Origin of the sequence: Stenotrophomonas sp. SY1 (assembly GCF_021202945.1) — a bacterium.
Taxonomy (GTDB): domain Bacteria; phylum Pseudomonadota; class Gammaproteobacteria; order Xanthomonadales; family Xanthomonadaceae; genus Stenotrophomonas.
The window spans coordinates 2155149-2179534 of record NZ_JAJOYR010000001.1; the positions used below are offsets into that span (position 1 = coordinate 2155149).

24 protein-coding genes and 1 tRNA gene are annotated in these 24386 nt (G+C 64.7%); 19 read left to right on the forward strand and 6 right to left on the reverse strand.

What is annotated here, in order from left to right; all coding sequences use genetic code 11:
* Nucleotides 1–200: 200 nt before the first annotated feature.
* A complete protein-coding gene (locus LR961_RS09110; RefSeq protein ID WP_232148467.1) occupies nucleotides 201–665 on the reverse strand; it encodes a phasin family protein in 465 nt (154 codons plus the stop codon).
* A gap of 81 nt (nucleotides 666–746) precedes the next feature.
* Nucleotides 747–1022, reverse strand: coding sequence for a polyhydroxyalkanoic acid system family protein (locus LR961_RS09115; RefSeq protein ID WP_232148468.1), 276 nt, complete (start codon nucleotides 1020–1022; stop codon nucleotides 747–749).
* 118 nt (nucleotides 1023–1140) lie between these two features.
* Here LR961_RS09115 and LR961_RS09120 point away from each other — a divergent pair, with 118 nt between their 5' ends.
* From LR961_RS09120 to aroA, 4 genes are all read left to right on the forward strand, one after another.
* Entirely contained in the window at nucleotides 1141–1947 is an 807-nt protein-coding gene (locus tag LR961_RS09120) for an FHA domain-containing protein (RefSeq protein WP_232148469.1), read from the forward strand.
* A gap of 171 nt (nucleotides 1948–2118) precedes the next feature.
* Complete coding sequence (gene serC, locus LR961_RS09125) at nucleotides 2119–3204, forward strand: 3-phosphoserine/phosphohydroxythreonine transaminase (protein ID WP_232148470.1); 1086 nt, start codon at nucleotides 2119–2121, stop codon at nucleotides 3202–3204.
* A gap of 54 nt (nucleotides 3205–3258) precedes the next feature.
* On the forward strand, nucleotides 3259–4428 hold the full coding sequence (gene pheA / locus LR961_RS09130; RefSeq protein WP_232148471.1) for a prephenate dehydratase: 1170 nt from the start codon (nucleotides 3259–3261) through the stop codon (nucleotides 4426–4428).
* Nucleotides 4429–4589: 161 nt separating this feature from the next.
* Entirely contained in the window at nucleotides 4590–5903 is a 1314-nt protein-coding gene (gene aroA, locus LR961_RS09135) for a 3-phosphoshikimate 1-carboxyvinyltransferase (protein WP_232148472.1), read from the forward strand.
* On the opposite strand, the gene LR961_RS09140 is transcribed toward aroA, so the two are convergent.
* A complete protein-coding gene (locus LR961_RS09140; RefSeq protein ID WP_232148473.1) occupies nucleotides 5887–6399 on the reverse strand; it encodes an energy transducer TonB in 513 nt (170 codons plus the stop codon). The genes aroA and LR961_RS09140 overlap by 17 nt on opposite strands.
* Nucleotides 6400–6496: 97 nt before the next feature.
* Nucleotides 6497–7138 carry an energy transducer TonB gene (locus LR961_RS09145; RefSeq protein ID WP_232148474.1) on the reverse strand — a complete coding sequence of 214 codons (642 nt, stop codon included), beginning with the start codon at nucleotides 7136–7138 and terminating at the stop codon, nucleotides 6497–6499.
* 113 nt (nucleotides 7139–7251) lie between these two features.
* Between LR961_RS09145 and serS the strand changes: the two genes are divergently transcribed.
* The 9 genes from serS (at nucleotide 7252) to LR961_RS09190 (ending at nucleotide 15106) form a co-directional block, all read left to right on the forward strand.
* Nucleotides 7252–8529, forward strand: a complete 1278-nt coding sequence (gene serS / locus LR961_RS09150) for a serine--tRNA ligase (protein ID WP_232148476.1) — start codon at nucleotides 7252–7254, stop codon at nucleotides 8527–8529.
* A 361-nt stretch (nucleotides 8530–8890) separates the two neighbouring features.
* Entirely contained in the window at nucleotides 8891–9883 is a 993-nt protein-coding gene (locus LR961_RS09155) for a LysR family transcriptional regulator (protein WP_232148478.1), read from the forward strand.
* Between the two features lie 72 nt (nucleotides 9884–9955).
* Nucleotides 9956–10045 (forward strand) — tRNA-Ser (locus tag LR961_RS09160).
* Between the two features lie 603 nt (nucleotides 10046–10648).
* The gene (locus LR961_RS09165) at nucleotides 10649–11878 is read left to right on the forward strand and encodes a CsgG/HfaB family protein (RefSeq protein ID WP_232148480.1); all 1230 of its coding nucleotides are present in this window, start codon (nucleotides 10649–10651) and stop codon (nucleotides 11876–11878) included.
* 364 nt (nucleotides 11879–12242) lie between these two features.
* Nucleotides 12243–12443, forward strand: a complete 201-nt coding sequence (locus LR961_RS09170) for a hypothetical protein (RefSeq protein WP_232148482.1) — start codon at nucleotides 12243–12245, stop codon at nucleotides 12441–12443.
* A gap of 13 nt (nucleotides 12444–12456) precedes the next feature.
* On the forward strand, nucleotides 12457–12903 hold the full coding sequence (locus LR961_RS09175) for an acetyltransferase (protein ID WP_232148484.1): 447 nt from the start codon (nucleotides 12457–12459) through the stop codon (nucleotides 12901–12903).
* A gap of 22 nt (nucleotides 12904–12925) precedes the next feature.
* The gene (tadA, locus tag LR961_RS09180; protein WP_232148486.1) at nucleotides 12926–13429 is read left to right on the forward strand and encodes a tRNA adenosine(34) deaminase TadA; all 504 of its coding nucleotides are present in this window, start codon (nucleotides 12926–12928) and stop codon (nucleotides 13427–13429) included.
* A 242-nt stretch (nucleotides 13430–13671) separates the two neighbouring features.
* Nucleotides 13672–14247, forward strand: coding sequence for an oligoribonuclease (orn, locus tag LR961_RS09185; protein ID WP_232148488.1), 576 nt, complete (start codon nucleotides 13672–13674; stop codon nucleotides 14245–14247).
* 4 nt (nucleotides 14248–14251) lie between these two features.
* Nucleotides 14252–15106: an EcsC family protein gene (locus LR961_RS09190; protein WP_232148491.1), complete on the forward strand. Its 855-nt coding sequence runs from the start codon at nucleotides 14252–14254 to the stop codon at nucleotides 15104–15106.
* A gap of 24 nt (nucleotides 15107–15130) precedes the next feature.
* Here the strand turns inward: LR961_RS09190 and LR961_RS09195 are convergent, their stop codons facing one another.
* Nucleotides 15131–16042, reverse strand: coding sequence for a LysR family transcriptional regulator (locus LR961_RS09195; RefSeq protein WP_232148493.1), 912 nt, complete (start codon nucleotides 16040–16042; stop codon nucleotides 15131–15133).
* 109 nt (nucleotides 16043–16151) lie between these two features.
* Here LR961_RS09195 and LR961_RS09200 point away from each other — a divergent pair, with 109 nt between their 5' ends.
* Together LR961_RS09200 and LR961_RS09205 are read left to right on the forward strand one after the other, a co-directional pair.
* The gene (locus tag LR961_RS09200; protein WP_232148494.1) at nucleotides 16152–17474 is read left to right on the forward strand and encodes an SGNH/GDSL hydrolase family protein; all 1323 of its coding nucleotides are present in this window, start codon (nucleotides 16152–16154) and stop codon (nucleotides 17472–17474) included.
* A 3-nt stretch (nucleotides 17475–17477) separates the two neighbouring features.
* Nucleotides 17478–18608: an alkene reductase gene (locus LR961_RS09205; RefSeq protein WP_232148496.1), complete on the forward strand. Its 1131-nt coding sequence runs from the start codon at nucleotides 17478–17480 to the stop codon at nucleotides 18606–18608.
* Between the two features lie 162 nt (nucleotides 18609–18770).
* Here LR961_RS09205 and ppsA read toward each other — a convergent pair whose 3' ends face one another.
* Nucleotides 18771–21146 (reverse strand): phosphoenolpyruvate synthase, encoded by a 2376-nt coding sequence (gene ppsA / locus LR961_RS09210; protein WP_232148497.1) that lies wholly within the window; start codon nucleotides 21144–21146, stop codon nucleotides 18771–18773.
* Between the two features lie 198 nt (nucleotides 21147–21344).
* Here ppsA and LR961_RS09215 point away from each other — a divergent pair, with 198 nt between their 5' ends.
* The 4 genes from LR961_RS09215 to LR961_RS09230 all read left to right on the forward strand — a co-directional run bounded on the left by LR961_RS09215 (nucleotide 21345) and on the right by LR961_RS09230 (nucleotide 24379).
* Nucleotides 21345–22166 carry a pyruvate, water dikinase regulatory protein gene (locus LR961_RS09215; protein WP_232148499.1) on the forward strand — a complete coding sequence of 274 codons (822 nt, stop codon included), beginning with the start codon at nucleotides 21345–21347 and terminating at the stop codon, nucleotides 22164–22166.
* Nucleotides 22167–22448: 282 nt separating this feature from the next.
* Nucleotides 22449–22955, forward strand: coding sequence for a DUF1249 domain-containing protein (locus LR961_RS09220; RefSeq protein WP_232148501.1), 507 nt, complete (start codon nucleotides 22449–22451; stop codon nucleotides 22953–22955).
* Nucleotides 22956–23046: 91 nt separating this feature from the next.
* The gene (locus LR961_RS09225) at nucleotides 23047–23535 is read left to right on the forward strand and encodes an 8-oxo-dGTP diphosphatase (protein ID WP_232148502.1); all 489 of its coding nucleotides are present in this window, start codon (nucleotides 23047–23049) and stop codon (nucleotides 23533–23535) included.
* 229 nt (nucleotides 23536–23764) lie between these two features.
* Nucleotides 23765–24379, forward strand: coding sequence for a CDP-alcohol phosphatidyltransferase family protein (locus LR961_RS09230; RefSeq protein WP_232148503.1), 615 nt, complete (start codon nucleotides 23765–23767; stop codon nucleotides 24377–24379).
* The last annotated feature ends 7 nt before the right edge of the window (nucleotides 24380–24386 follow it).

A 24386-nucleotide genomic window follows, 5' to 3' on the forward strand; every position in this document is an offset into this window, starting at 1 on the left:
TTGCCGGGCTTCCAAACGCCCGCACGGTATCGGCTCGTCACAACGAGCGAGAAGTTCGCAAAGGGGGCTGAATCCAGAGCCGGCACTGAACGCCGGACATGAAAAACCCGCCATCCGGAGCCGTGAGGGGAGGGAGACAAACGGCGCGGTACTGCTGGCGGGTAGGGGGATTCTTGCGCAGCTTTTGCTGCTTTGCAACATCAATGTTCTTCAGGTGACGAATTGCCGTGCGAGGCGCGGCTTTCAGCGCGGGTCAAACGCCGGTTGAGTGCATCAAGGCGGCTGTTCAGGGCTTCGATATCGGCGCGGCTGGGGATGTCCATGCGCCGCAGCACCCGATGCACGCGGTCCTCGAAACTCTTCTCGACCCGGTCCCAGGTGCCGGCAGCACGGTCGCGTGCCTGGCCCAGGGTGCTCTCGACTGTGTCGCGCAGGCTCGCGCCCTCCGTGGATTCCTCACGGGAACGTTCTTCGGCGTGCTCGCCTTCCTTTACCAGTGATTCGAACAGGCGGCTGCCTTCGTTCTGTGCACGCGCCAGCGCGCCCAGCCCGGCGAGCCAGACCTGCTGTGCAGAGTGGCTCATCCTGCGACCGATGCGCTCGGCCTGATCCTGCAGGCGAGGGCCGCTGTTGTCGCTTTCGGGGGGGCGTTCGTGGGTCTTCATTGCGGTGCTCCTGATCAGCTAAACCAAAGCTCAGGAACACCGTAGCCGGGCGCGTGCCAGCGCCGCGTGATGGATGCCGGTTCAGCCCAGTTTTTCAGTCAGCACACGTTGAATTTCGGATTCCACCATTCCCTTCATTGCCGACAGCAGGAAGCCAAGTTCGGCCTTCACCCGCACTGCACCGGGCAGCAGTTCGATGGCACCTTCCACGCCGGAGCGGGTGAAGTGCAGCATCTGGCCTTCCCAGCGGGTGCTCACGTCGAAACGCTCGCGCAGCTTCTCGGCAACTTCGGTGATGGCATCGCGCGCCTTGTCGTCGGGCAGGGCGTGGGCGTGGCGGATGTCGATGCTGGACATGATGTGTTCCTGTACTACGTGCGTTGCCGATGGGTGCGGCATTGTGCGGGCCGGCGCGGCGCAGTCCAAGCCCTGCGTACACCTTCTGCCGCGAAGGCTGACCTGCTAGTCTGCCGGCGTGCGCAATCTGCAAGTCCACTTCAGCAATCGTCAACAGCCCGACCAGTCCCTGACGGCCGGCGTTCAACGCATCGTGCGCCACGCTTCGGGCCAGGTACGGCTGGGCGATGGCAGTGTCGGGCCCTTGTTGCTGGCCCAATTCTGCATGGACCAGCGCGGGGTGTGGCTGCAGGTGGCCAACGGCGTGCGCGGCATCCACGTCAACGGCCGCCCGGTGCGGCGCATGGCGCTGCTGCGGGCCGGCGATTCGGTCTATGCCGATGGCGCGGAGATGTTGCTGCGCGGTGACTGCGAGCACGTGGCGCAACCGCCGCAGCCGCCAGCCGAGGCCGGCGACGACCAGCGGGTGCTGCTGCGCGGCGTGGGTGGGCGTCATCACGGGCGCTGCTACACGCTGGACAAGGCCCGCAGCATCGGCAGCGATGCCGCCAACGACATCGTCATCGACGACCCGACCTTCGCCGGCCGCCATGCCAGTTTCGAGCGGCATGGGGAGAAGGTGCTGCTGCGCGACCAGGGCTCGACCGAGGGCACCGTGGTCAATGGCGTGGCCACCCGCCACTGCTGGTTGCAGGCCGGCGACCAGGTGGTGTTTGAAGGCAATCACCGCTTCGTACTCGAAATGCCGTTGGGGCAGGGCGTGGCAGCGCAGGCCGTGGTTGCCGACGAGCCTGGAATGGCCGACGAGCCGGCCGGGGCACCGGCCGCCACGCAGGTGCCGCCGCGCCGTTGGCCGTGGTTGCTGCTCAGTGCCTTGCTGCTGGGCGGGGCGATCAGCGTCCTGCTGCTGTTCGGCGCCCGCTGAGCCCTCCGTAGAGCGCAGCCCTGCTGCGCTGGGGGCATTCCCGGTCAAGCCAAGTGGGCGCGGCCCAGCCCTACGTCGGGCAAGGTCGAATGGGTGCAGATGCAACTTTTCTTGCGTGTCCCAAGGCTGCTGCGCTGCGGCATACTAGGGGTTCTGCCCAGAAGGTGTGTCATGACGCGCGCATTCAATTTCAGTGCCGGCCCCGCAGCATTGCCGGAAGAGGTCCTGCGTCAGGCGCAGGCGGAAATGTTGGAATGGAATGGCGTGGGCGCGTCCATTGTCGAAATCAGTCACCGAAGCGCTGATTTCATGGCCGTCGCTGCCCAGGCCGAGGCCGACCTGCGCACCCTTGTTGGCATTCCCGACGACTACGCGGTGCTGTTCCTCGGCGGTGGTGCGACCACCCAGCAGGCGCTGGTCCCGCTGAACTTTGCCAGCCCGGGCCAGCGCGTTGACTACGTGGTGACCGGCCACTGGGGCAAGACCGCAGTCAGGCAGGCCAAGCCCTATGTCGATGTGAACATTGCCGCCGATGGCGGGGCTGGTGGTTTCCGTGACATTCCGCCGGTATCGCAATGGCGTTTGTCCAGGGACGCGGCCTATGTGCACGTGACCGCCAACGAAACCATCCACGGCATCGAGTTCCGTGACATGCCGGACGTCGGCAACGTGCCGCTGGTTGCCGATTTCAGTTCGTCGATTGCCTCCGAACCGATTGATGTTTCCCGTTACGGCGTGATCTACGCCGGTGCGCAGAAGAACCTGGGCCCGGTCGGGATTGCCGTGGTCATCATTCGTCGCGATCTGCTGGAGCGTGCCGGCCAGCCGCGTGCGGACATCTTTGATTACCGATCGCATGCTGCCCGCGATTCGATGCTCAACACGCCGCCGACCTGGAACTGGTACATGGCCGGGCTGATGTTCAAGTGGATGCTGGCCCAGGGCGGCGTGGAAGCGTTTGCCAAGTTGAGCCAGGCCAAGTCGGCGCTGGTGTACGACGCCATCGACGGCTCAGGCGGTTTCTATCGCAATGACGTGGCCGCTGCGGTGCGCTCGCGCATGAACATTCCGTTCTTCCTGGCCAGCGAAGAGCTCGACGCGCGCTTCGTCAGCGAGGCCAAGAAGGCTGGGCTGTTGGCACTGAAAGGCCACAAGGCGGTCGGCGGTATTCGCGCCTCGCTGTACAACGCAGTGCCGCTGGAAGCGGCGCAGGCGCTGGTCGCGTTCATGGCCGACTTCCAGAAGCGCAACGGCTGATCCAATTTTTTTCGCCGTGCGCCTGGCGCCGGCCTGCAACAGGTAGAAGAACCGATGGCATCCAAGCCACCCAAGACCGCCAGCAAGGCAAAGCCCGCACCGGTAAAGAAGGTTGTCGGCAAACAAGCCGCCGTGACGGTGGCCAAGCCGGTATTGGCCGATGTGCGCGCCAAGATCGACCATATTGACCGCAGCATCCAGGCCCTGATCGCCGAGCGTGCACAGTTTGCCCACCAGGTCGGCAAGGCCAAGGGCAAGCTTGCCGCCGCCGTGGACTACTACCGCCCCGAGCGCGAAGCGCAGGTGCTGCGCATGGTGGTGGACCGCAACGAAGGCCCGCTCAGCGACGAAGTGCTGGTGCATGTGTTCCGCGAGATCATGTCGGCCTGCCTGGCCCAGCAGGAGCCGCTGAAGATCGGCTATCTCGGCCCGGAAGGCACCTTCAGCCAGCAGGCCGTGCTCAAGCATTTCGGCCGGTCGGCGCTGGGCCTGCCGATGGCCAGCATCGAGGAAGTGTTCCAGGAAGTGGAAGCTGGCAACGCCGATTTCGGCGTGGTGCCGGTGGAGAATTCCGGGCAGGGCACCATCCAGATCACGCTGGATATGTTCCTCACGTCCAACCTCAAGATCTGCGGTGAAGTCGAGCTGCGCGTGCAGCAGTACCTGATGTCGCGCAGTGGCCGCATCGACGACATCGAGCGCATCTACGCGCACCCGCAGTCGTTCATGCAGACCTCGGCGTGGTTGCGCGCCAACCTGCCCAAGGCCGAGAAGATTCCGGTATCCAGCAACGCCGAAGGCGCGCGTCGTGCGCGCAATGCCGACGATGCCGCGGCCATTGGTGGCGAGAGTGCGGGCCACGTCTATGGCCTGAAGAAGGTCGTGACCAAGCCGATCCAGAACGATGCCGACAACACCACCCGCTTCCTGGTGGTGGGCCGCAACATCTTCCCCAGCTCCGGCCACGACCGCACCTCGGTGCTGGTGTTCATCCATGACAAGCCTGGTGCGCTGTTCGACGTGCTCAGCCCGTTCGCGCGCCACGGCATCAGCATGAACCGCATCGAGTCGCGTCCGTCGCACCAGGCCAAGTGGGAATACGGTTTCTTCATCGACCTGGCCGGTCACATCGAGGACGAGGCGATGCAGGCCGCACTGGCCGAACTCAAGGCCCACTCGGCTGAGATCAAGGTGCTGGGTTCCTATCCGGTCGCCGTGCCCTGAGCTTGAAGCCCCTCTGCCGACGGGACAGGGGTTGGCGTGAGGGTAGGTGCTCACGTGTCGTGTCTTCCATCCACCCTCATCCGCCCTTCGGGCACCTTCTCCCGCCGGGAGAAGGGAATGTCATCTGCGCCCACGCGTACTGAATACCTGAGAGAACTTGCATGACCGCCCAGCCGTACTGGATCGCACACAAAGGTTCCGCCCTGCAGGGCACGCTCGACATCCCCGGTGACAAGTCCGTCTCGCATCGCGCGGTGATGTTCGCGGCTCTGGCCGATGGCGTATCGCGCATTGATGGCTTTCTGGAAGGCGAGGACACCCGCGCCACTGCAGCCATCTTTGGCAAGATGGGCGTGCGCTTCGAGACCCCGTCGCCGTCGCAGCGCATCGTGCACGGCGTTGGCGTGGATGGGCTCAAGGCGCCGCAGGGCGAACTGGATTGCGGCAACGCCGGCACCGGCATGCGCCTGCTCGCCGGCCTGCTGGCGGCGCAACCGTTCGACACCACGCTGGTGGGCGATGAATCGCTGACCAAGCGGCCGATGCGCCGCGTCACCGGTCCGCTGGCGCAGATGGGCGCGCGGATCGACACGCAGGAAGACGGCACCCCGCCGCTGCATATCCACGGCGGCCAGCCGCTGCACGGCATTGATTACGAATTGCCGGTGGCCAGCGCCCAGGTGAAGTCGGCGGTGCTGCTTGCCGGTCTGTATGCGCAGGGCGAAACCCGCGTGGTCGAGCCGCATCCGACCCGCGATTACACCGAGCGCATGTTGCGCGCCTTCGGTGTCGAGATCGATTTCGAGCCGGGCAAGGCGCGTCTGCGTGGTGGTCAGCGTCTGCGCGCCACCGACATCGCGGTGCCGGCCGATTTTTCCTCGTCGGCATTCTTCATCGTTGCCGCCAGCATCATTCCCGGTTCGCAGGTGCGGTTGCGCTCCGTGGGCCTGAACCCGCGTCGCACCGGCCTGCTGATCGCGCTGCGCTTGATGGGCGCGGACATCAGCGAGGAAAACCACGCCGAACACGGCGGCGAAGCCGTGGCCGATCTGGTCGTGCGCTACGCGCCGCTCAAGGGCGCGGAAATCCCGGTGGAAGTGGTGCCGGACATGATCGACGAGTTCCCGGCGCTGTTCGTTGCCGCCGCTGCGGCGCAGGGCCAGACCGTGGTGCGCGGCGCGGCCGAGCTGCGGGTGAAGGAGTCGGATCGTCTGGCGGCGATGGCCACCGGTCTGCGCACGCTGGGCCTGCGCGTGGACGAAACCGAGGACGGTGCCACCATCTTCGGCGGCCCGCTGGGCAGCGGCACCATCGAAAGCCACGGAGACCACCGCATCTCGATGGCCTTCGCCATCGCCGGTCAGCTGAGTACCGGTGAAGTACGCATCAACGACGTTGCCAATGTGGCCACGTCATTCCCGGGTTTCGACAGCCTGGCCAATGGCGCCGGCTTCGGGCTCAGCGTCCGGTCCTGAATTCCACGGGCACCTGGACCACGCTGGGGGCGGCCTGGCCATCACGCATGGCCGGGTGGAAACGCCACTGACTCAGTGCGCTGATCGCCGCGTCGTCCAGGCGCGGGTCCTGTGCACCTTCATGGGCGACGATACTCACGGCGAGCACCTGGCCGTTGCTGTCAATCTGCAGGCGCGCGATCAGGTCGCCTTCAATGCCGGCTTCCAGCACCGCGTCGGGGTAATCGGGCAGCGGATTGCCGGCCAACGGCTCGGCATCCATGTCGGTGATCGGCGCGGTCGCTGCAGGCTTGCCCTGCGCTGTTACTGCCGCTGTCGTGGACACCGGTGCTGCAGCGGCTGGCGCGGTCGCCTCCGGTTTGGAAGCCTGGCGGGCAAGCAGCAACACCACGGCAAGGACGGATGCGCCCAGCAGCGCCCACAGCCATGCTGCCACCGTGCCGGAACTGGCGGCGGTGATGCTGGCGCTGGACTGATCGTGGGGGATGCTGGACATCGGAAAGCGACCTTGCACGTTTGCAATGTCGCAAGTCTGGGCAGCGCGGGGTGACCTGCACCTAAATCCGGCCGGTCACCTGGAGCGAGGGTTCAGCTTACTGAGCCGGCTTGAAATCGAACGGGATTTCCAAGCTGCCCTGCATCGGCTGGCCGTTGCTCTGCGCCGGCTGGAAGCGCCAGCCGCGAACCGCGTCCAGTGCGGCGCGGTCCAGGTCGCGGGAGCCGCTGCGCTGGATGAGGCGGGCGTCCAGAGGGGACCCGTCGATGCCGACATCGACCTGCACCACTACCGTGCCGCTTTCACCACGACGCAGGGCCGCAGGCGGGTAGGCAGGGGCAGGGCTCTGCCCCGGTAGCGGCACTGGGCGATCGGTGGGTGTTGCTGGCGTGGTGGCCGGTGCGGCCGGAGCAGGTTGTGCTTCGGCGATGGGCTGCGGCGGTGGTGGCGTGGTTTCCACCAGTTCCGGCTTCTCTTCGACCGGCTCAGGGCGCGCGTCAGGCATGTCGCTGGCGCCTGCACTGGCCGGCAGCGGTGCCGGCAGTGGCGCGATATCGGCGACCTTGGTTTGCGGCTGGGCAGGATCGGCACGCTCGATCGCATTGTGACGACGGGCGTTCAGCCACACCGCCAGGAACAGCAGCAGGCCGATACAGAACGCGATGCCGGCGATCTTCCAGGTGCCTGGCGGCAGTTGGAAGGACGTGTTGTGGTCGGAGCGGGTACGTGAAGCGGGCATGGGGCTGACCAGATTGAGCCAGCTGATTCTTGCATACGCGACCAACGCGCGGCAGAAAGTTCCGGTTCGGGCGATAATCCCCCCTTCATATCCACCCCGACAGTGCCCGCCCCATGCTTGATCCAGCCCTTCTTCGCCAGCAGCCCGCCGAACTTGCCCAACGCCTGCGTGAAACGCGCGGCTACGAGCTTGACGTGGCCGCCTTCGAATCACTTGAGGCCGATCGCAAGCGCATCCAGGTGCGCACCCAGGAACTGCAGAGCCTGCGCAACAGCCGCTCCAAGGCGATTGGTTTTGCCAAGGCAAAGGGCGAGGACGTGTCGGCGATCATGGCCGAGGTGGCTGTATTCGCCGATGAGCTGAAAGCCTCGGAGATCCAGCTGGACGTGCTGCGCGAGAAGATCGACGTGCTGTCGATGGGCATCCCCAACCTGCCGTCGGCCGATGTGCCGATGGGCAAGGATGAGAGTGAGAACGTCGAGCAGCTGCGTTGGGGTACCCCGCGTGAGTTCGATTTCGCGGTGCTCGATCACGTTGAGCTGGGCGCGCGTAACGGCGGCTTGGATGCCGAGACCGCTGCCAAGCTGTCCGGCGCGCGCTTCACCGTGCTGCGTGGCCAGATTGCGCGCCTGCACCGTGCGCTGGGCCAGTTCATGCTCAACCTGCACAGCAACGAGCATGGCTACGAAGAAACCAACGTGCCGGTACTGGTCAATGCCGATTCGCTGCGTGGCACCGGCCAGCTGCCCAAGTTCGAGGAAGACCTGTTCAAGACCGCGCTGGGTGAATCCACGCGCTATCTGATTCCGACCTCGGAAGTACCGCTGACCAACATCGTGCGCGATGAAATCATCGACGCCGAGCGCCTGCCGCTGCGCATGACGGCCCACTCGATGTGCTTCCGTTCGGAAGCGGGCAGCGGCGGTCGCGACGTGCGCGGCATGATCCGCCAGCACCAGTTCGAGAAAGTGGAACTGGTCAGCGTCTGCGCGGCCGAGGACAGCGAGGCCGAGCACCAGCGCATGACCGGATGCGCCGAGGCCGTGCTGCAGAAGCTGGGCCTGCCGTACCGCAAGGTGCTGCTGTGCACCGGTGACATGGGCTTTGCGGCGATCAAGACCTACGACCTGGAAGTCTGGCTGCCGTCGCAGCAGACCTACCGCGAAATCTCCTCGTGCTCGAACTGTGGCGATTTCCAGGCCCGTCGCATGCAGGCGCGCTGGCGCAACCCGGGCGGCAAGCCGGAGCTGCTGCACACGCTCAATGGCTCGGGCGTGGCGGTGGGCCGGGCAATGATCGCGGTGATGGAGAACTATCAGAACGCCGATGGCTCGATCACCATCCCCGAAGTGCTGCGCCCATACATGGGCGGCGCCGAACGCATCGACTGAGGCGTTCGGCGGCAATCACCGAAGCAGACAAGCCCGCAGCAATGCGGGCTTTTTTTGTTTGGGCGGGGACGGGGCGGGGCGTTCGGGTGGTCGTGGCCCGCGCATTGGCTGTTTGCCGTTGTCGTTCTCCTCTCCTTGCGGGAGAAGATGCCGAAGGCAGGAGAGGGGAAGCATGGCGTTTGCCTCATGCCACGCCAGCCATTTTGGGCCAATCAGCGAGTTCGAGCGGCGACCATGAGAGCCGTGCCCCGGAGACATGAACAACCCCCGCATTCATATCAGGACCATTTGCAGCCTAATTTGCATATTCAGGACAAAGATGGTTGAATTCACCGATTCGTTCCAGTTCTGGGATTAATCCATGCAGGATCTCAACGACCTCTACTACTTCGCAATGGTCGTCGACCATGGCGGATTCGCCGCTGCCGAGCGTGCGCTGGGCATTCCCAAGTCGCGCCTGAGTCGCCGTATCAGCCAGCTGGAAGCGGACCTGGGGGTTCGGCTGCTGCAGCGTTCCACCCGGCGTTTCGCAGTGACGGACGTTGGTACGAGCGTGCATCGCCATGCTCAGACCATGCTTGCCGAAGCCCAGGCGGCGCGCGAAGTGGTCGACCGCCTCAGTGCAGAGCCGCGCGGACTGGTGCGCGCCAGCGTTCCGGTCTCGCTGGCGCAGGAGCAGCTGCCCAAGTTGCTGCCGAAGTTCCTGGCCCAGTACCCGAAAGTGCGCCTGCAACTGGCGATCAGCAATCGTCGCGTGGACATCATCAACGAGGGCTACGACGTGGCCCTGCGCGTGCGCTCGCGATTGGACGACGATGGCAGCCTGGTGATGCGCAGCTTCGGCCAGGTGCAGGAACTGCTGGTGGCCAGCCCGTCCTATCTGGACCGCGCCGGTCGCCCGGCTTCACCGGAAGACCTGTCCAACCATGTCACCCTGAGCATCAGTGAAGACGAAGCGCGACAGCGCTGGGAGCTGCATGGTCCCGGTGGCGAAGTGCGCCGCGTGGATCTGCAACCGCGCGTGGCCGGCTTTGATTTCCCGCTGCTGCAATCGATGGTCAAGGATGGGTTCGGCATCACCATGCTGCCGGAGACCGTCTGCGCCGATGCGGTGCGCAATGGCGAGCTGGAGGTGGTGTTGCCCGAATGGTCGCTGCCGCAGGGCATCTGCCATGCGGTGTTCGCCTCCCGTCGCGGCCTGCTGCCGGCGGTGCGGGTGTTCATCGACTTCCTGGCCGAGCACCTGCCGCCGCAGCTGGAGGCCTCGCGCCTGGACTGTGGCGGTGCCTGCGAGCGCGCCAAGGAGAAGATCCGTGCTTCGGCAGCCGGTGCATTGGCCATCGAAGCAGGTTGAACAAAAAACACTTCCGGCATGCGAGAATGCCGGCCCCGGAGAGGTGCCGCACTTCCCGGTTGCAGCATCCAAGGACAGATGGCCGAGCGGTTTAAGGCACCGGTCTTGAAAACCGGCGAAGGGTCAAACCTTCCGTGGGTTCGAATCCCACTCTGTCCGCCATATAAAAAAGCCGCTGCTCACAGCGGCTTTTTTTTGCCTGCGATTTGATGAGTGGCAGGCTCACGCCGCTACCGGTATTGGCAGGGGCAGTCGGTGATGATTGAACTGTTTGATTGCAGTGATTCGAAAGCGTGCGCTGGCCTGTGCCTTCGGTAAATCCTGGCTGAAACTCTCGGTGATTCGCAAATAAAGTCATTTATTTGCAGAAGCTCATTCTTGTGCTCGCATTCCCTGAGATATTTGCGCGGCTTGCCGATATTCTCAGTACGAGGCCAATAAGGTTTCCCGCGCAGGTGCGGTGGCGAGTTTCCTTTTCGCTACGAACTTGGCGCAGATGAGCGTTCGTGCCGAAAATGTGGGGGCGTCGTAAGTTCGCGCGGCTTGATTGCAAGGCCAGAGGGGAATCAAGGCAGTAATCTTCCGCGTGCCATTGAACTCGACATACAAAATTCTTCTTTCGCATTGTTTCATGTGGACGTAAGAGATCCTTGTCGGGTTATTCCCTACTTCACATTATCTTCCGCGCCACGTACTGTCGCCCGTCGCTTTGCTGGCGTGGTTCTTCTCGCGCTGGCGCCATCTTAATCAGAAGATCTACAACGATTGCTCCAGGAAGGAGCCATTGGGGGGAGTATGTCTTGTTATCCAGCTCGGCCGAGCAGTATTGCGGCCGGCGTCCTCGCGCTTGTCATCGGTACGGCGAGTTTTTCCAGTCACGCAATGCTGACCAGTCTGATACCGGGCATGGGCAACAAAAAGTGTCCGTCTGCCGCTGGTACGTTGCGTATTGTCGAGCCGGATGACGGCCTCGGTGCGTGGGCGAGCTACGGTTTGCCCGCGCCGACACGAATGCTGCGCGTGATGGTCAATGACTCCAAGTGTTTCACCGTGCTTGATCGCGGCGTGGGCTTTGCCGCGGCTCAGGCCGAGCGTGAGCTTGCGCGGGCCGGCCATCTGCAGGGTGACCAGAACATCGGCGCTGGGCAGATGCGTGGCGCCGATTTCGTGCTGATTCCCGACATCATTTCGCAGAACCCCAATGCCGGTGGCAGCCACGTCGGTGGTTCGGCCTCTTCCGGGCAGAAGCGTGGCTTGCTGGGCGGAATGCTCAACGTTGCCACGCTTGGAATTGCAGGGAAGATGTCCAGCAACAAGCAGACCGCGCAGGTGGTGCTGACCCTGGTGGATGTGCGCACTTCCGAGCAGGTGGTCAGCGTGACGGGTGATGCAAAGATCACCGATCGCGCCTGGTCGGCGATGGTTGAGGCGTCGAACGTACAGGGCGGTGCTGGCGTGCGCGTTGGTACCTGGGAGAACACCGAGATCGGCAAGGTGATCATGGAGGCCTACGACGAGGCCTTCGAAGAAATGGTGGGTGAAATCCAGAAACGGGGCAGTGTCATGTTCGCCCGTCGGGCGCCGCAGGCAGTGATGCCGACGCAGGTTGCGGTGGCTCCTGCGTCACAGGAGCAGGTCAACAACACGATGTTGGCCAGCCTTCCGGCGCCGGCGATGCCTCCTTCTGCTCTCGAAACCCTTCCTCCTGCGTACCCGACGGACGAGCAGGTTGGCGTGTCCGCTGAGGAGTCAGAGGCCGGGCCGGGGAGCACTGAGAGCCTTGTGAGCAGGCTGGCAAAGGGCGGCACGCTGGCGCTGCGGCGCACGGCACGCCTGCTGGCAGGCGCCAGCAGCCAGGCTGAGATGGTTGCCGAACTGGCCATGGGCATGCTGGTGTTCCCGACCGGAAACACGCAAGGCAGCATGCTTGAGGTCGAGGACGAGATGGGCAACAAGGGATGGGTACCGTCGGTGGCGGTGTCGGCGACGGAATAAGGTTGCTCAAGTGGCCTTGATGATCCGGCGGCGCGGTTCGGTGCCCGCCGGGCGCCACCGCTACAAGGAGTTGCTCTCTTGCCTTGGGGTAGCCGCATCGTTTCGGGTGTGGCGCCCCTTTTGTGTTCATGCGTTCGTCGTTACGGCCGATTTGCCACCGATTGCACTGCGGGGCAGCAGATGCTGCATCGCCTGATTGGAGTCCCAGACTTCCGGGCGCGTCGGCCCGAAGTTCAGTGCTGCCGTGATGGGCCGTCGTTGCGACATCGCCAGCACTCGCTGCCCGTAGCGGTGGCCATGCCGAAATATCGCAGGGCAGTTGCTGAGACCTTGTTCGTGGCGCCGCCGCGATGCCTCGCTTCGATTGCTCCACATCTTCGAACCTGATCCCGCCCGCGACAAACACCGGATGCGTCACTCTCTGGCGTTGGCCGGGTTCGATGAGGTTCCGGCGGCTGGGTTGCTGGCCGAAGGCTGGAGGCTCAAAATCGCCGGGCACGTCGTCCGCACGAACGCCTACATCGTGGCGATGCGCGAGACTGGCAAACATCTGCGCACATTTTGATCACCAAGCTGCCATGTTCAAGCTACGCCCTTCGCATCCACATGACGGTGCCCGGATCATTGAGATCTGGCGGCGTGCCGTGGATGCCACCCACGATTTCCTGTCACTGGCTGATCGTCAGGCGATCGAAGCGGAAGTCGTGGGCTTCCTGCCAGCTGCTCCTTTGCTGCTGGCGGTGGACGCAATGGATACGCCGGTGGCGTTCATGCTGGTGATGGATGGCCACATGGAAGCGTTGTTCGTTGATCCGGCTTGCCGGGGCAATGGGGTGGGCCGGCAGTTGGTCACCCATGCGCTGGCCGAACACCGGCAACTGACCACGGATGTCAACGCGCAGAACGCCCAGGCAGTGGGTTTCTACCAGCGTCTTGGGTTTGTCGAAACCGGGCGTTCCGCGCTGGATGGACAGGGCAGGCCGTATCCGCTGATCCACCTGCGTTACGCTGGTGCCATCGGCTGAGTTGCCCTTGAATTCCCTGCCTATGTCCGCGCTTGACCCTGCCTCAACTGACGAAACCTGGATGCGCCACGCCCTGGCGCTGGCCGACCGTGCCCAACGCGAGTTCGATGAGATTCCGGTGGGCGCGGTGCTGGTGGGTGCCGATGGCGAGCTGTTGGGCGAGGGCTGGAACCTCAACATCGCCAGCCATGATCCCAGCGCGCACGCCGAGATCGTGGCCATGCGCGAGGCGGGCAAGCGCCTGGGCAATCATCGCCTGATCGGCAGCACCCTGTACGTCACCCTGGAGCCGTGCGCGATGTGTGCGATGGCGCTGGTGCATGCGCGTATCGCCCGGCTGGTGTTTGCCGCGACCGATCCAAAGACCGGCGCCTGCGGCAGTGTGTTCGACCTGGTGGGTGACGCACGCCACAATCACCGCGTGGAAGTGCTGGGCGGCGTACTGGCCCAGGAGGCCAGTCTGCGCCTGACCAACTATTTCCGCGCCAAGCGTGGCCGTCCGTTGCTGACGCTGGAAGACATGTGAGGCGCCGTGCGCCGGGAGTCCGTCCCGGCCCTGCGTCGTGCGCAATCCAATCGTAGGGGCGCCGTCAGCCACGAAGCTGGCGTTGCAGCATCCCGATGTTCCCCTCATTGCTGGCGTTGCCGCAGCTCGCTCCTTGCCAGCTTGGCAGCCGACGCCGCTCCTGCACTGGGCTGCGGCGTATCATGTGCGCCGGGGTATTCCGGCCGCTGCTTGATGCATCGGCCCACAGCAAGAGGCATGACATGGCGGCAAACAGTGCAGGCAATGACCGGTTGATCTGGATCGACCTGGAGATGACCGGGCTCGACACGGACAACGATTCGATCATCGAGATCGCCACGGTAGTCACTGACGCACAGCTCAATGTGCTGGCCGAAGGCCCGGAGTTCGCCATCTCCCATCCGCTGGCCACGCTGGAAGCGATGGATGAGTGGAACCGCAATCAGCATCAGCGTTCAGGCCTGTGGCAGCGCGTGCTGGACAGCACCACCACGCTCGGCCAGGCCGAGGCGCAGACCATTGTGTTCCTGCAGGAATGGATCAAGGCCGGGGCTTCGCCGATGTGCGGCAACTCGATCTGCCAGGACCGTCGCTTCCTGTACCGGCAGATGCCGCGCCTGGAGAAATATTTCCACTACCGCAATCTGGATGTATCCACGGTCAAGGAACTGGCCAAGCGCTGGGCACCGACCGTTGCCGCATCGCTGGTCAAGAATTCAAACCACACCGCATTGAGCGACGTGCACGATTCCATCGCCGAACTGCGCCACTACCGGCAGTACATGGGCCAACTGGCCGGGCTTCCCGAGGCTGGGTGATGGCATGAGCGAGCTGGCGCTGCGATTGTCGGACCACCCGCAGGATCTGGCCGACCTGCAGCGCGCGGTGGCGCTGCTGGAGGCGCCAACACTGACCGCGAAGATGGCCAACCTGGTCGGCTCGCCGCTGGAGTTCGCGGTGCGCAAGTTGCCCAACGCGGTGTCTTCGCGCATCCAGAGCGTGACCGAAGCGGCGCTGTACAAGGCCGCGCAGACCGCGCTGTGGAGCATGGACCGGCAGCAGCCGGGCAAGTCGGCATCGCCCCGCCTGCACAAGCTGGCCGCAGCGGCTTCCGGCGCACTCGGCGGCCTGGGCGGATTGCCGGCGCTGGCGGTGGAACTGCCGTTGTCGACCACAATCATCATGCGTGCGGTGGCCGATATCGCACGCAGTGAAGGCTTCGACCTGAATGATTTCGCCACCCGGCAGGCCTGCCTGGAAGTGTTCGCGCTGGGCGGGAATACCGGCAAGGACGACGCCAGCGAAACCGGTTATTACCTGGCGCGCGGCTTCACCACCGAGGTGATGCGGCACCTGTCGGCGGAGCTTGCCGGCAGTGCGGTCAGCGGCGGTCACGGGGTGATCCTGGGGCTGGGGCCGAAGGAAGCCGGCAAGTGGCTGGCGAAGATCGTGGAAAAGGTGGCTGCGCGTTTCGGCGTGGTGGTGTCGGAGAAGTTCGCCGCGCAGGCGGTGCCGATCATCGGTGCGGTTGCCGGCGCCACCTTGAACACCATGTTCACCAGTTACTACCAGGACATGGCGCGCGGCCATTTCATCGTCAAACGGCTCGAACGCAGCTACGGTTTCGAGCCGGTGCGGTTGGCCTACGCGGCCATTGCCGGGCAGCGCGGCAGCTGAGTTCGGCTGCCGGCACGGTGACGCTCATTTTTCGGGAATGACGACGTTTTCGGCGAGGAAGTCGAGGAAGGCGCGCACCCGCTGCGGCAGGTGGCCGCCCTGGCCGACGAACACGGCGTGGATGTCCTCGATGTCGCCGGGGTTCCAGTCTCCCAGCACCGGCAGCAGGCGCCCTGCGGCGATATCCGCAGTTGCCTGGAAGGCCGCCAGCCGCGCCAGGCCAACCCCGGCCAGCGCCAACCGGTGCAACGCCTCGCCGTCGCTGGCCTGCACGTTGCCCAGCGGCGTGATGCTGAACTCCTCGTTGTCCTGCCGCATCGGCCAGCCCGGCTGTGCGCGCGCGTAGCGGGTGGTGAGCAGGTTGTGCAGCGGGAGCTGCTGCGGATGCTGCGGCAAGCCATGCAGAGCGGCGTAGGCCGGTGCCGCGACCACGATCATCCGGGTGCTGCCCAGCCGGCGCGCGGTCAGCGTTGAATCCTTGAGCGGGCCGGCCCGCACGGCCACGTCGGTGCGCTGTTCGAGCAGGTCGATGACCTCGTCGCTGAGCGTGATGTCCAGCGAAACATCGGGGTGGCGTGCCAGGAAGGCTGGCGTGAGCGGCAGCAGGAAGTGGTGGCCGAACGGCACATTGGCATTGACCCGCACGCGCCCGCGCGGCGTGGCGTGGACGCCGGCGCAGCGCTCGGCTTCGTCCAGGTCGGACAGGATGCCGATGCCGCGCTCGTAGAAGGCGCAGCCTTCAGCGGTGAGCTGCAACTGGCGGGTGGAGCGGTTGACCAGCCGCGTGCCCAGCCGTTGCTCCAGCCGCGCCACCAGTTTGCTGACGGCCGACGGCGTCATGCCGAAGGCCCGCGCGGCAGCGGAAAACCCGCCCAGCTCGATCACGCGGACGAAGACTTCCAGCTCGCCGGAGCGGTTGACGTCAAGGCGGGCCACAGCGGCTCCTTTGTTGAGTTGAAGTCACAAATGTTTTTCTGGCGCGCAGTCTAGTACACGAAGTGGGGCGGGCAGATGATGGCTCCCCCATTCAAACGGCGCTGATTCGATGAATTCCCTGTTGCCGCAGCTTGCCTGCCTCCTGATTGCTGGTAGCGGACTGTTCGCTGCGGCTCAAGCCGCCGAGCCTGCTCATGTCGATGCGGGAGGCGGGCATTGGGTTGCCAGCTGGACGGCCGCACCGCAGCCGGTCTGGGCGAAGGATTTCCTGTTCCCCAACAATGTTCCGGAGCAGTTGCAGGACCAGACGCTGCGCCAGGTGGCACGGCTGAGCCTGGGCGGTAACCGGGTGCGGCTGGTGTTCTCCAATGCGTATGGCGACCAACCGATGCACCTGGGCAGGATCAGCGTGGCAATCGCCGGCAAGGACGGGCAGCTGCGGACCGGCAGTCTGCGCGAACGGCGCTTTGACGGCCGCGCGACGGCCACGTTGGCCGCAGGTGCGGCCCAGGTCAGTGATCCGGTGGAGTTGAAGGTGCCGGCGCTGGCGCGACTGGCCGTGAGCATCCACTTCCCCGGACCGACGCCGGTGCGCACCTTCCATTGGGATGGTCGCCAGACCGCGTGGCTGGTCGAAGGCGATCAGACCGGCGCAGCTGCGTTGGATCTGCGTGCTTCGCGCAGCCAGACGACGACCGCGCGGGTGCTGTTGAGTGGTATCGAGGTGGAGTCCGCAGCGCCGGCCGGCGCGGTGGCGGTCATCGGTGACTCGATCACCGATGGCGCGACCGCCAGCCTGGACGCCGACAGCCGTTGGCCTGATGTGCTGGCCGAGCGCCTGGCACCACGCGGCGTCGCGGTGATCAATGCTGGCATTTCCGGCGGCCGTCTGCTGTCCGATGGCATGGGCGAGAGCGCGGTGGCCCGGTTGCAGCGCGATGTATTGAGCCAACCGGGCGTGCGCACGGTGGTGGTGCTGATCGGCATCAACGACATCGCCTGGCCCGGCACCGCCTTTGCCCGCGACCAGCCGCGGCCGACGTTGGACGCGTTGCAGGCCGGCTATCAGCAATTGGCCCGGCAGGCGCGGCGCCAAGGGGTTCGGGTGATCGGCATGACCCTGGCACCGTTTGAGGGCGCACTGCCGGATACACCGTTGGCCGATTATTACCAGCAGCCAAAGGACGCGCTGCGTCGTCAGTTGAATGACTGGATTCGCAGCACCACTGTCTTTGATGCGGTCATCGATGCCGATCGTGTGCTGCGTGATCCGGCCCACCCGCAGCGGCTGCTGCCGCGTTTTGATTCCGGGGATCACCTGCATCCGGGTGATGCCGGCAACCAGGCATTGGCCGAGGCGGTCGATCTGGACGCTTTGTTGGCCCCTGCAGCTTCGATGACCTTCGTTTCAACTTCCCCCCACAAGGAATGATCCATGTTGTTTACCCCCTATCGTTTAGGTGCACTCGAGCTGCCCAATCGCATCGTGATGCCGCCGATGACCCGCTCCCGCGCCGCTGCCGGCAATGTCGCCACACCGCTGATGGCGCAGTACTACGCGCAGCGCGCGTCGGCGGGCCTGATCGTCAGCGAAGGCACGCAGATCAGCCCGCAGGGCCAGGGCTATGCCTGGACGCCAGGCATCTACAGCCCCGAGCAGGTGGCGGGCTGGCGCGGTGTGGCCGACGCCGTGCATGCCCAGGGCGGGCGCATCTTCGCCCAGCTATGGCACGTAGGCCGGGTGTCGCATGTGGCGTTGCAGCCGGGCGTCCAAGCGCCGGTGTCGTCATCGGCTTTGCAGGCCGAAGGGGTGAAGGTCTTCATCGATCCGCAGGGCAGGGGCCCGGAAGACGGCGTCGGCGAGATGGTCCAGCATTCGATGCCGCGTGCACTGGACGTGGAAGAGATTCCGGCCGTGATCCGCGATTACGCCAAGGCCGCGCGCAACGCCATCGATGCAGGCTTTGATGGCGTGGAACTGCACGGCGCAAACGGCTACCTGATCAACCAGTTCATCGACTCGCAGGCGAACGCGCGTACCGACGCCTACGGCGGTTCGTTGCAGAACCGCCTGCGCTTCCTGTGCGAGGTGGTGGAGGCGGTGGTGGCTGAAGTGGGTGCGGAGCGTGTCGGCGTGCGTCTGGCGCCCTTGACCACGTTGCAGGGCGCGGTGGACGACACCCCGCAGGCGACCTACCTGGCGGCGGCGCACGTGCTGGAGCAGTTGGGTGTGGCTTACATCCACATCGCTGAAGCCGACTGGGAAGATGCGCCGCTGATGCCAGTGGCCTTCAAGCAGGCCTTGCGGATGATCTACTCCGGCACGCTGATCTACGCCGGCAAGTACGACCTGGCGCGTGCCGAAGAGGCGTTGCGGAGTGGTTGGGCGGACCTGATCGGTTTCGGCCGTCCGTTCATCGCCAATCCGGATCTGCCGCAGCGTCTGCAGCAGGGCCTGCCGCTGAACCCGCCGGATGGCAGCACCTTCTTTGGCGGTGGTGCGAAGGGGCTGGTGGATTACCCGAAGACGGTACGGGAGCCGGCGGAAGCGGTCGAGGCATCGTGAGCCACCGTTTCCCGTTGCCGGGCATCGCTCGGCACCACCGCTGATGCGCTCCCTCCCTTTCGCGCAGCGAAGGGGAGGGTTGGAGAGAGGTAAGCTTCTCTCGCCCGCAATAAAACAAAACCCCGCTTGCGCGGGGTTTTGTTCATGCAGCCAGCAACTGGATCAGCTGTTGGCCTTGAGCTTGGCCAGCCGCAGCCAGGTGTCGACCACGGTGTCCGGGTTCAGCGACACCGACTCGATGCCTTCCTGCATCAGCCACTCGGCCAGGTCCGGATGGTCGGACGGGCCCTGGCCGCAGATGCCGACGTACTTGCCCTTGGCGCGCGCCGACTTGATAGCCATCGACAGCAGCTTCTTCACCGCCGGGTTCCGCTCGTCGAACAGGTGCGCGACGATCGAGGAATCGCGGTCCAGGCCCAGGGTGAGCTGGGTCAGGTCGTTGGAGCCGATCGAGAAGCCGTCGAAGATTTCCAGGAACTCATCGGCCAGCAGTGCGTTGGACGGCACCTCGCACATCATGATGATCTTCAGGCCGTTCTCGCCCTGCTTCAGGCCGTTGGCAGCCAGCACCTCGACGACCTTGCGGCCTTCTTCCAGGGTGCGCACGAACGGGATCATCACCCACAGGTTCTCCAGGCCCATTTCGTTGCGCACGCGCAGCACGGCCTGGCATTCCAGTGCGAACGCCTTGGAGAAGGACGGGTCGACGTAACGGCTGGCGCCGCGGAAGCCGATCATCGGGTTCTCTTCGTGCGGTTCGTAGTTGGTGCCGCCGATCAGGTTGGCGTACTCGTTGGACTTGAAGTCCGACAGGCGCACGATCACCGGGTTCGGCGCGACCGAGGCGGTCAGGGTGGCGATGCCTTCAGCCAAACGATCCACGTAGAAGCTGACCGGATCCTTGTAGCCGGCAATCTTCTCGTCGATCTTCTTCTTGGTGGCCGCATCCTGGCGGTCGTATTCCAGCAGCGCATTCGGGTGGATGCCGATGTGGCTGGCGATGATCATTTCCAGGCGGGCCAGGCCGATGCCGGCGTTCGGCAGCTGGCCGAAGTCGAAGGCACGTTCCGGGTTGGCCACGTTCATCATGATCTTGAGCGGTGCCGGCGGCATGTTCTCAAGGTCGGTGGTGGTGCGCTCGAACGCCAGCTTGCCGTCGTAGATGAAGCCGGTGTCGCCTTCAGCGCAGCTGACGGTCACTTCCTGGCCATCCTGGATCAGCTGGGTGGCGTTGCCCGAGCCGACCACGGCCGGTACGCCCAGCTCGCGCGCGATGATCGCGGCGTGGCAGGTGCGGCCGCCACGGTTGGTGACAATGGCCGAAGCGCGCTTCATCACCGGCTCCCAATCGGGGTCGGTCATGTCGGCGATCAGCACGTCGCCGGGCTGCACGCGGGCCATGTCTTCCAGCGACTTCACCACGCGTGCGGTGCCGGCACCGATCTTGGCGCCAACGGCGCGGCCTTCGGCGATCACTTCACCCTTGCCCTGCAGCGCGTAGCGCTCCATCTGGGTGGCCTTGGCGCGCGACTTCACGGTCTCCGGGCGGGCCTGCACGATGAACAGCTTGCCGCTGACGCCGTCCTTGGCCCACTCGATATCCATCGGGCGGCCGTAATGCTTTTCGATGACCAGCGCCTGCTTGGACAGTTCCTGCACGTCCTCGTCGCTGATGGAGAAGGTGTTGCGCACCTCGACCGGGGTGTCCTCGATCTTGACGCGCTCACCCGGCACATCCGAATAGACCATGCGGATCGCCTTGGAACCCAGCGAGCGGCGCAGGATCGCCGGCTTGCCAGCGTTCAAGGTGGGCTTGTAGACGTAGAACTCGTCAGGGTTGACTGCGCCCTGCACGACCATTTCGCCCAGGCCGAACGACGAAGTGACGAACACCACGTCGCGGAAGCCGGACTCGGTGTCCAGGGTGAACAGCACGCCGGACGAACCCACGCCCGAGCGGACCATCAGCTGCACGCCGGCGGACAGGAACACGTCCTCATGCTTGAAGCCGTGATGCACGCGGTAGGCAATGGCGCGGTCGTTGTACAGCGAGGCGAAGACTTCCTTGACCTTGTGCACGACATCATCGGCACCGGTCACGTTCAGGAAGGTTTCCTGCTGGCCGGCGAAGGACGCATCGGGCAGGTCTTCGGCGGTGGCCGAGGAGCGCACTGCCACGGCCACGTCGCCGCCGCCGTTTTCGGCGCTCAGCTTGGCGTAGGCGTCACGGATGTCCTTGTCCAGCTGCGGCTGCAGCGGGGCGTCGATCACCCAGCCGCGGATTTCCTTGCCGGCAGCGGTCAGCGCAGCGACGTCCTCGACGTCCAGCGTGGCCAGCTTGTCGAAGATGCGCTTGGACAGGTCGTTATGGGCAATGAAGTCCTTGAACGCCTCGGAAGTGGTGGCATAGCCGCCGGGCACCGACACGCCCAAACCGGCCAGATTGCCGATCATCTCGCCGAGCGAGGAGTTCTTGCCACCCACGCGGGCCAAGTCGGCCAAGCGCAGCTCATGCAACCAAAGAATGTTCTCGTTCAAGCGCGATGCTCCGTTTGGCCATCGCCCGGGTCGGGCTTGGGATGGCCACGTCCGTAGGAAGAAGCCAATATGATGCAGTGCACACCCAAGCCGCACAAGCTTGTGACAATACTTTGTCTTGTGCTTGTCTTTCCCGGGACAGGGTATGGCCAGGCACCCTGACCCCCGGGTCGGGATCACTACAACGAGGGATCGCGCATGTCGGCAATTCGGCCGGTTTTCTATGTTTCCGACGGTACCGGCATCACCGCTGAAACCGTGGGTCACAGCCTGTTGACCCAGTTCAACGGCTTCAGTTTCGTTACTGATCGCATGTCATTCGTGGACGATGGCGACAAAGCGCTTGATGCTGCGGCCCGCATCCGGGCCGCCGGGGAGCGCTACCAGGTGCGCCCGATCGTGATCAGCTCGTGCGTGGACTCCAGCCTCGGGCTGATCCTGGAGGAGAGCGGGGCGCTGGTGCTGGACGTGTTCAAGCCGTTCATCGGCCCGCTGGAGCAGGAGCTGAACGCGGCCCGCCATTCCAAGGTCGGCCAAGCGCACGGCATGGTCGATTTCGACACTTACCACCGCCGAATCAACGCGATGAACTTCGCGCTCAGCCACGACGACGGCATCGCGGTGAACTACGACGAGGCCGATGTGGTGCTGGTTGCGGTATCGCGCGCCGGCAAGACCCCGACCTGCATCTACCTGGCGATGCATTACGGCATCCGCGCCGCCAATTACCCGCTGACCGAGGAAGACCTCGAGCACGACCGCCTGCCGCCGCGCCTGCGCCCATACCGCAGCAAGCTGTTCGGGCTGACCATCGACCCCGAGCGCCTGCAGCAGATCCGCCAGGAGCGCCGGCCCAACTCGCGCTATGCCAGCGCCGAGACCTGCCGTCGCGAGGTTTCAGCGGCCGAGAAGATGTTCCGGATGGAGCGGATTCCGACCCTGAGCACGACACATACCTCCATCGAGGAAATCTCCAGCAAGGTGCTGGCGACGCTGGGCCTGCAGCGCGAGATGTACTGAGCCGGGCATGGGACATGGGGCGTGGCCGGTTGGCTCCGGCCCCAGGCATCTCGCCTGCTGCTGTAGGAGCGGCTCAGGCCGCGAGGCAGGCAGGCGTTTCGTTGGCAGCAACGCGCACGATTTCAGCCATGCCGCATGAAAAGTGGGTGTGTTTGAAGGGTTCCCACGCATCGCGGCTCAAGCCGCTCGTGCGCGACAGCCGGCACACGTTCCAGCATGCGCGCTGATCGGCCCGATGTTCAAGGCTGCACCGGAGCCTTTGCCGCGTGTACGATCAGGCCCATGGCACAGGCACTTTCCCGCATCGATCGCATCCCCCGGCTCAGCCGTCTCGGCTGGCTGATGGGCTTGTATGCGGAGAACTACGGGCATCTGGTGCGCCTGTTCGCGCCGCAGCACCTTGCTGCAGGCAGTTATGTATCGAGCATCGGTGACGGACTGGACCTGCGCCTGGATGTCATCGAATGCCATCGTTACACGGTGGAGCTGCGCATGACCTATGACATCTGCGACCCGGTTACCGGCGAGCCGGACCCGTCGGCCTACGTGCGGCTGTACCAGGATGCACGCCAGGTCGAAGCCACCCATTGCTACGTGGGCCGGCGCTGGCAGGATGTGGTCGGCATGTATCCGCCGGCCGATGAACTGATCAGTCATCGCATGCGCATGAACACGTTCCTGGGCAAATGGATGGAGTACCTGGCCGAGCGCGGCCACGGCGTGGCCACGCTGCGCCTGGCCGATGCGCCGGCAGTTCCCAAGCGTCTGCCCAACGTGCTGGAGCACTGAGGCTGCGCGTACGCATGGGGCGTTGTGTCGATGACGGGGCGGTTTCATTGCGATCGGTCATACTGCGCGCCCCTGTTTCCGGTAGTTGCCGATGCCGTACACCCCGATTCTGGCCACCCTGGGCTACGTGCTTTCTGCCGATGGCAGCCAGGCGTTGATGATCCACCGCAACACCCGCCCTGGCGATATTCATCTGGGCAAGTACAACGGGTTGGGCGGCAAGATGGAGCCGGACGAGGACATCCTGGCCTGCATGCACCGCGAAATCCGCGAGGAAGCAGGCATCGAATGCGGCACCACGCGCCTGCGCGGCACGATCAGCTGGCCGGGCTTCGGCAAGAATGGCGAGGACTGGTTCGCCTTCATCTTCGTCATTGACGATTACACCGGCACGCCGATGGAATCCAATCCGGAGGGCACGCTGGAATGGCTGCCGGTGGACCAGTTGGAGTCGCTGCCGCTGTGGGAAGGCGACCGCAATTTCCTGCCGCTGGTGTTCGATACCGACCCGCGCCCGTTTCACGGCGTGATGCCCTATCGCGATGGCAGGATGCAGTCGTGGAGTTTCAGTCGGTTGTGAGTGGTTGGAATTGGTTGTCCTGGATTCGCAAAGGCAGTATTGCTGCGACCATCAGGTGAGCCCGGGTGCCGGACTTCTCAGGTCGTCATTTCTGCCCAGGCGGGCATGACGAGCACGAAGGCAAGGGCGGGAAGTGCAGGCGAAAGCCTGTAATCCCAATTCCGAATCCCAGCCCGTAAGCTGACACCCTGCAATCACCCACTTTTCATTCCCCAATCCCGGCATTTAAATGAAACGTCACTTCTCGATGCTTCGCGAGTTCCAGCTTGCTGATTGGTTCACACTGGGCAACGCGTTCTGCGGCACCGGTGCCGTGTTCGCGGCGATGCGCTTTCTGCAGGACGGCCAGCGCGGCTTCCTGATGTTCGGCATGGCGCTGATCCCGTTGGCCTTCATCTTCGATGCGCTCGATGGCCGGGTGGCGCGCTGGCGCCAGTCCTCGTCCACGCTCGGGCGCGAGCTGGATTCGCTGGCCGACATCATTTCCTTCGGGGTTGCCCCGGCCGCGTTGGCCTATGCATGCGGCATGCAGGGCGGCTGGGACTGGCTGGTGCTGAGTTATTTCGTCTGCTGCGGCGTCAGCCGCCTGGCGCGCTACAACGTGACTGCCGAAGCGCTGTCCGGTGATTCGGACAAGGTGCCGTACTTCGAAGGCACACCGATCCCGACCAGCCTGGCGCTGGTGATCCTGCTGGCGGTGGCCGCGCACTTCAACGCCATCGGCCCGGCCCTGTGGGGCGGCAGCTGGCAGCTGGGGCCGTGGCAGCTGCATCCGTTGGTACTGCTGTATGCGCTGTCCGGCTCGCTGATGATCAGCAAGACCCTGCGTATTCCCAAGCCCTGAGCCTGGC

Bases quoted from the DNA above. Each gene is read 5' to 3' on its own strand.
- LR961_RS09110 (WP_232148467.1), bottom strand. From the start codon at position 665: ATGAAGACCCACGAACGCCCCCCCGAAAGCGACAACAGCGGCCCTCGC.
- LR961_RS09115 (WP_232148468.1), bottom strand. From the start codon at position 1,022: ATGTCCAGCATCGACATCCGCCACGCCCACGCCCTGCCCGACGACAAG.
- serC (WP_232148470.1), top strand. From the start codon at position 2,119: ATGACGCGCGCATTCAATTTCAGTGCCGGCCCCGCAGCATTGCCGGAA.
- pheA (WP_232148471.1), top strand. From the start codon at position 3,259: ATGGCATCCAAGCCACCCAAGACCGCCAGCAAGGCAAAGCCCGCACCG.
- aroA (WP_232148472.1), top strand. From the start codon at position 4,590: ATGACCGCCCAGCCGTACTGGATCGCACACAAAGGTTCCGCCCTGCAG.
- LR961_RS09140 (WP_232148473.1), bottom strand. From the start codon at position 6,399: ATGTCCAGCATCCCCCACGATCAGTCCAGCGCCAGCATCACCGCCGCC.
- LR961_RS09145 (WP_232148474.1), bottom strand. From the start codon at position 7,138: ATGCCCGCTTCACGTACCCGCTCCGACCACAACACGTCCTTCCAACTG.
- serS (WP_232148476.1), top strand. From the start codon at position 7,252: ATGCTTGATCCAGCCCTTCTTCGCCAGCAGCCCGCCGAACTTGCCCAA.
- LR961_RS09155 (WP_232148478.1), top strand. From the start codon at position 8,891: ATGCAGGATCTCAACGACCTCTACTACTTCGCAATGGTCGTCGACCAT.
- LR961_RS09175 (WP_232148484.1), top strand. From the start codon at position 12,457: ATGTTCAAGCTACGCCCTTCGCATCCACATGACGGTGCCCGGATCATT.
- tadA (WP_232148486.1), top strand. From the start codon at position 12,926: ATGTCCGCGCTTGACCCTGCCTCAACTGACGAAACCTGGATGCGCCAC.
- orn (WP_232148488.1), top strand. From the start codon at position 13,672: ATGGCGGCAAACAGTGCAGGCAATGACCGGTTGATCTGGATCGACCTG.
- LR961_RS09190 (WP_232148491.1), top strand. From the start codon at position 14,252: ATGAGCGAGCTGGCGCTGCGATTGTCGGACCACCCGCAGGATCTGGCC.
- LR961_RS09200 (WP_232148494.1), top strand. From the start codon at position 16,152: ATGAATTCCCTGTTGCCGCAGCTTGCCTGCCTCCTGATTGCTGGTAGC.
- LR961_RS09205 (WP_232148496.1), top strand. From the start codon at position 17,478: ATGTTGTTTACCCCCTATCGTTTAGGTGCACTCGAGCTGCCCAATCGC.
- LR961_RS09215 (WP_232148499.1), top strand. From the start codon at position 21,345: ATGTCGGCAATTCGGCCGGTTTTCTATGTTTCCGACGGTACCGGCATC.
- LR961_RS09220 (WP_232148501.1), top strand. From the start codon at position 22,449: ATGGCACAGGCACTTTCCCGCATCGATCGCATCCCCCGGCTCAGCCGT.
- LR961_RS09225 (WP_232148502.1), top strand. From the start codon at position 23,047: ATGCCGTACACCCCGATTCTGGCCACCCTGGGCTACGTGCTTTCTGCC.
- LR961_RS09230 (WP_232148503.1), top strand. From the start codon at position 23,765: ATGAAACGTCACTTCTCGATGCTTCGCGAGTTCCAGCTTGCTGATTGG.